At 67.7% G+C, this 5,670-nt stretch carries 5 protein-coding genes; all 5 read left to right on the plus strand.

Annotation, left to right across the window (positions count from 1 at the left end; translation table 11 throughout):
- Positions 1–554, plus strand: a 554-nt coding sequence (locus tag WBF82_RS05420; protein WP_424382060.1) for a WYL domain-containing protein, incomplete at its 5' end; no start/stop codon positions are given.
- Complete coding sequence (locus WBF82_RS05425; RefSeq protein WP_424382061.1) at positions 554–1,519, plus strand: helix-turn-helix transcriptional regulator; 966 nt, start codon at positions 554–556, stop codon at positions 1,517–1,519. The genes WBF82_RS05420 and WBF82_RS05425, both read left to right, overlap by 1 nt.
- 30 nt (positions 1,520–1,549) lie before the next feature.
- Entirely contained in the window at positions 1,550–1,792 is a 243-nt protein-coding gene (gene tatA / locus WBF82_RS05430) for a Sec-independent protein translocase subunit TatA (RefSeq protein ID WP_424382062.1), read from the plus strand.
- Positions 1,793–1,831: 39 nt separating this feature from the next.
- Positions 1,832–2,767 carry a twin-arginine translocase subunit TatC gene (gene tatC, locus WBF82_RS05435; RefSeq protein WP_424382063.1) on the plus strand — a complete coding sequence of 312 codons (936 nt, stop codon included), beginning with the start codon at positions 1,832–1,834 and terminating at the stop codon, positions 2,765–2,767.
- Positions 2,751–5,537: a DEAD/DEAH box helicase gene (locus tag WBF82_RS05440; protein WP_424382064.1), complete on the plus strand. Its 2,787-nt coding sequence runs from the start codon at positions 2,751–2,753 to the stop codon at positions 5,535–5,537. Before tatC ends, WBF82_RS05440 begins: the two co-directional genes overlap by 17 nt.
- The last annotated feature ends 133 nt before the right edge of the window (positions 5,538–5,670 follow it).

The following is a 5,670-nucleotide window of genomic DNA, read 5'->3' on the forward strand; positions in this document are numbered from 1 at the left end:
GATCGGAAGACGTTCTCGGAGCGTTGCTGTCGGCTACCGATTCGGGGCAAGCCGTGCAATTTCCGCACCGACCGTCACGCACCGAGCCGTACACCGTGCGCACGGTCGAGCCGTGGGGCGTGCTGACCGAGAAAGGCCGCTGGTATCTCGTCGGGCACGACCGCGATCGGGGCGCCACCCGGACGTTTCGGCTGTCCAGGATCGGCGGCGAGGTGACCCCGATCGGCCCGGTCGAGGCCTTTACCCGGCCGACGGACGTCGATTTGCGCAGGATTGTGGCCGCGGCGGTCGGCGAGGCGCCGTCCGGCGTGCGGGCTCAGGTCTGGGTGGCCGACGGCCGGGCCACCGCGCTGCGGCGCGCCGGGACGTCGCTGGGGCCGCAGGAGCTGGCCGGCCGCGACGGCGAGGTCATCGAACTCGACATCGGAACCACCGACCGATTGGCGCGGGAAATCACCGGTTACGGCGCCGACGCCGTCGTGCTGGAACCGTCCTCGTTGCGCGATGAGGTGCTGGGCCGGTTACGGGCCCACGCCGAGGAGGAGGACCGCTGATGACGCCGGTATCGACTCGGCTGGTTCGGCTGCTCAACATGGTCCCGTACTTCCAGGCCAACCCACGGGTCACCCGCGCCCAGGCCGCGGCTGACCTGGGCGTTTCGGTCAAGCAGCTGGGGGAGGACCTCGATCAGCTGTGGCTGTGCGGCCTGCCCGGCTACAGTCCGGGCGACCTGATCGACTTCGCGTTCGAGGGCGACACCATCGAGGTGACGTTCTCGGCGGGCATGGACACGCCGTTGCAGCTCACCTCGCCGGAGGCCACCGGCCTGCTGGTGGCCCTGCGGGCGTTGGCCGACATCCCTGGGGTGGTCGATCCGCGCGCAGCGCGCAGCGCGATCGCCAAGATCGAAGAAGCGGCCGGGGCCGCGGGAGTCGGCGCTGACGTCGCTGCGGTCGACGAGCCGGCACCGGTGGAGAGTCAGGCCGCGGCGGCGGTGCGTGCCGCGGTCCGTGACAATCGGGCGCTGAGCATCGACTACTACGCCGCCTCGCACGACACGCTGTCCACCCGGATTGTCGACCCGATCCGGATCGTGCTGGTCGGCGACCACAGTTATCTGGAAGCCTGGTCGCGGGAGGCCGAAGGCGTGCGATTGTTCCGGTTCGACCGCATCGTCGACGCCACCGTCCTTGACGAGCCGTCGGCGGCTCCGAAACCCGCGGTCCAGGCGCTGCCGGACACGTCGTTGTTCGACGCCGACCCATCGCTGCCGTCCGCGACGTTGCGGCTGGCGCCGGCGGCGTCGTGGATGTTCGAGTACTACCCGATGCGTCTGCTGCGCGAGCTGCCAGACGGCTATTGCGAGGCGGCGATGACGTATGCCTCCGAAGAGTGGATGGCCCGCCAAGTGCTGGGGCTGGGCTCGGCGGTCCGTGTTCTGGCGCCGGAGTCGCTGGCCAACCGGGTGCGCGACGCCGCGGCGGCCGCGCTGGAGTCGTACCAGGCCGCGGCGCGGTAGCATCGTGGGGACGTCTGGAGGTAATTAAAGGTGAACGCTCTAACTCCGGGACACCTGGCGATCATTGCGGTCCTGTTGGTCGTTCTATTCGGTGCCAATAGGCTCCCCGGCGCGGCGCGCTCGCTGGGCAAGTCGTTGCGGATCTTCAAGTCTGAGGTCCGCGAACTGCAGAACGACAACAAGCCGGACACATCCGTCGCGCCGCCCGCGGCAGCCCAGCCGGTGCAGTCCGAGCGGGTTGACCCGCCGGCGGCTGACGGACGCTCGGCCTAGCCTGGCATCGCCGCCACGGCGCCCGAGCGCCTATTTATTGTGCGCACCACCGGTCTATTCAGGCGGTTAGATCCGCGACTTCGTCGCAGCCGCGCCAACCCCGACGGGACCATGTCGCTCGTCGCCCATCTCACCGAACTGCGCGCTCGGCTGCTGATCTCGCTGGCGACGATCGCACTGACCACAGCGGTGGGCTTCATCTGGTATTCGCACTCGCTGTTCGGAATGGAAAGCCTGGGCGAATGGCTTCGACACCCGTACTGCTCGCTGCCGCGATCGGCGCGGGCCGATATCAGCGCCGACGGCCAGTGCCGGTTGCTGGCCACCGCACCGTTCGACCAGTTCATGCTGCGGCTGAAGGTCGGGCTGACCACTGGAATCGTGCTGGCTTGCCCGATGTGGTTCTACCAACTCTGGGCGTTCATCACCCCGGGGCTGTACCGCAAAGAGCGCCGCTTCGCGGTGGCCTTCGTCATCCCGGCGGCGACGTTGTTCATCACCGGCGCGGTGCTGGCTTATCTGGTGCTGTCCAAGGCATTACATTTCCTGTTGACCGTCGGCAGCGACGTGCAGGTGACCGCGCTGTCCGGCGACCGGTATTTCGGCTTTCTGATCAACCTGTTGCTGGTCTTCGGTATCAGCTTTGAGTTCCCGCTGCTGATCGTGATGCTCAACTTTGTCGGCGTACTGAGCTACGCGCGACTGAAGTCCTGGCGGCGCGGCCTGATCTTCGTGATGTTCGTGTTTGCAGCGGTTTTCACGCCCGGTTCCGACCCGTTCTCGATGACGGCCCTGGGACTGGCGCTGACGCTGCTGCTCGAACTGGCCATCCAGATCGCCCGGGTGCACGACAAACGGAAAGCCAAACGCGAAGCGCTCAACGCGATCGCCGATGACGACGCCTCGGTGATCGACCCGCCGTCCGCGGTCGGTGCGCCGTCGGGCATCGCCGGACCCCATGACGACGTCACCTGACGGGCCGACGGCGATCGGCGAATTAGCCCGGTTCGCTGCGGAATTGGCGTTCGGACTCGACGGCTTTCAGCAGCAGGCCTGCGCGGCACTCGAAAGCGGCCACGGTGTCCTGGTGTGCGCGCCGACCGGAGCAGGTAAGACCGTCGTCGGCGAATTCGCGGTGCATCTGGCCCTGGCGGCCGGCGGCAAATGCTTCTACACCACGCCGTTGAAGGCGCTGAGCAACCAGAAGCACAGCGATTTCGTGGCCCGCTATGGCAAAGACCAGATCGGATTGCTCACCGGCGACCTGTCGGTCAACGCCAACGCGCCGATCGTGGTGATGACCACCGAAGTGCTGCGCAACATGCTTTACGCTGATTCGCCTGTGCTGCAAGGTCTTTCCTACGTGGTGATGGATGAAGTGCATTTCCTCGCCGACCGGATGCGTGGCGCGGTGTGGGAAGAGGTCATCCTGCACCTGCCCGACGAGGTGCGCCTGGTCAGCCTGTCGGCGACGGTGAGCAACGCCGAGGAGTTCGGCGGCTGGATCCAGACCGTGCGTGGCGACACGACGGTGGTCGTCGACGATCACCGGCCGGTCCCGCTGTGGCAGCACATGCTGGTGGGCAAACGCATCTTCGACCTGTTCGACTATGACGGCCAAGGTGCTCATGGCGCGGGCAACCGGCGGCAACCGATCGTCGACCCAAATCTGTTGCGCCACATCGCCCATCGCCGCGAGGCCGATCGGCTCTCGGACTGGCGTGCCCCCCGGCGACAGGGCGGGAGGGGAGGTCCGGGCCGGTCGGGCTTTTACCGGCCGCCGTCGCGGCCCGACGTGATTGCCATGCTCGACTCCGAGGGCCTGCTGCCGGCGATCACGTTCGTGTTTTCCCGGGCGGGGTGTGACGCCGCGGTCGCGCAGTGCCTGCGGTCGTCGTTGCGGCTGACCGCCGAGGAGGACCGAGCGCAGATCGCCGAGGTGATCGACCACCGCTGCGGTGATCTGCAGGACGCCGATTTGGCCGTGCTCGGCTACTACGAGTGGCGGGAAGGGCTGCTGCGCGGGATCGCCGCCCACCATGCCGGGCTGTTGCCGGTGTTCCGGCACACCGTCGAGGAGCTGTTCACCGCCGGGTTGATCAAAGCCGTCTTCGCCACCGAAACGCTGGCGCTGGGCATCAATATGCCAGCCCGCACAGTCGTGCTCGAACGGCTGGTGAAGTTCAACGGCGAGCAGCACCTCCCGCTCACGCCGGGGGAGTACACGCAGCTCACCGGGCGCGCCGGCAGGCGGGGCATCGATATCGAGGGCCACGCCGTGGTGCTCTGGCACCCCGGCGATCCCACTAGCGAACCGGCTGAGGTCGCGGGCCTGGCTTCCACCCGCACCTTTCCGCTGCGCAGCTCGTTCGCGCCGTCGTACAACATGACGATCAACCTGGTGAACCGGGTCGGCCCAGAGCAGGCTCATCGGCTGTTGGAGCAGTCGTTTGCCCAGTATCAGGCCGACCGGTCGGTGGTCAGCCTGGTCCGCGGCGTGGAGCGCGGACAGCGGATGCTCGACGAGGTCGCGGCCGAGTTCGGCGGAAGAGACGCGCCGATACTTGAATACGCCCGGCTGCGGGAACGGATCACCCAACATGAGCGGGCGCAGGCCCGCGCATCGCGACTGCAACGGCGGCAGGCGGCCAACGACGCGCTGGCGGCGCTGCGTCGTGGTGACATCATCACGATCACGCACGGCCGCCGTGGCGGCTTGGCTGTCGTGCTGGAGGCAGACCGGGACAGCGACGACCCGCGCCCGTTGGTGTTGACCGAACACCGCTGGGCCGGCCGGATTTCGTCGGCAGACTATTCCGGGGCCTCGGCTCCGGTGGGCTCGATGACATTGCCGAAGCGGGTCGAACACCGGCAACCGCGGGTTCGTCGCGATCTCGCGTCGGCGTTGCGTTCGGCCGCCGAAAGGTTGCCAAATTCGGGCGGCCGCCGCGGCGACCGCACTGAGCGCAGCGATCTTGACCCCGAGCTGGCGTCGCTGCGTGACCAGATGCGTCGTCACCCGGTCCACCGCGAACCCGACCGGGAAGCACAAGTTCGGTTGGCTGAGCGTTATTTACGCATCGAACGCGACAACACTGCACTGGAAAGAAAGGTGGCCGCCGCAACGAATTCGTTGGCCCGCACCTTCGACCGCATCGTCGGGTTGCTTGCCGAACGCGGGTTTATCCGGGCCACCGACAACGACCCCGCGGTGACCGACGATGGGCGGCTGCTGGCCCGGATTTACAGCGAGAGCGACCTTTTGGTGGCCGAATGCCTACGCACCGGCGCGTGGACCGGTCTGAGAGACGCCGAGTTGGCAGCCGTGCTCTCAGCTGTGTTGTACGAGTCGCGGGGCGGTGATGGGCCGGGGCCGCCGCGAAACGCGGAGATCCCGACGGCGCAGCTACGGCAGGCGCTGCACCGAACGCGGCGACTGTCAGCGGAGTTGCGCGCCGACGAGCAGCGGCACCGCATCACGCTCAGTCGTGAACCCGACGACGGCTTCGCCGCGGCGATCTACCGCTGGGCCAGCAGTGCTGACCTGGTCGCCGCGCTGGCTGCGGCTGATTCCGAGGGCACCGGTTCCCCGCTGTCGCCAGGGGATTTCGTGCGCTGGTGTCGGCAGGTGCTTGATCTGCTGGATCAGGTTCGCAACGCCGCCCCCCAACCGGAGCTGCGGGCAACGGCGAAGCGCGCGATCGACGCTGTTCGGCGCGGCGTCGTAGCAGTTGACGCCGGGTAGGCTGAGCCCGAGCTACCGTTGCATTCTGCGACCGGTACGAGGATTGCCACCAGGACCGAGAGGACAGAGACACGATGAGCGGACCGCATGGGCCCGATCCGACGCAGCCGTGGCAGCCGCCGCAGGGTGAAGG

The organism is Mycobacterium sp. (assembly GCF_049673265.1).
Lineage (GTDB): Bacteria > Actinomycetota > Actinomycetes > Mycobacteriales > Mycobacteriaceae > Mycobacterium.

Excerpts from the sequence above, each read along its gene's own strand:
- WBF82_RS05440 (WP_424382064.1), top strand. The coding sequence starts at position 2,751 with ATGACGACGTCACCTGACGGGCCGACGGCGATCGGCGAATTAGCCCGG.
- WBF82_RS05425 (WP_424382061.1), top strand. The coding sequence starts at position 554 with ATGACGCCGGTATCGACTCGGCTGGTTCGGCTGCTCAACATGGTCCCG.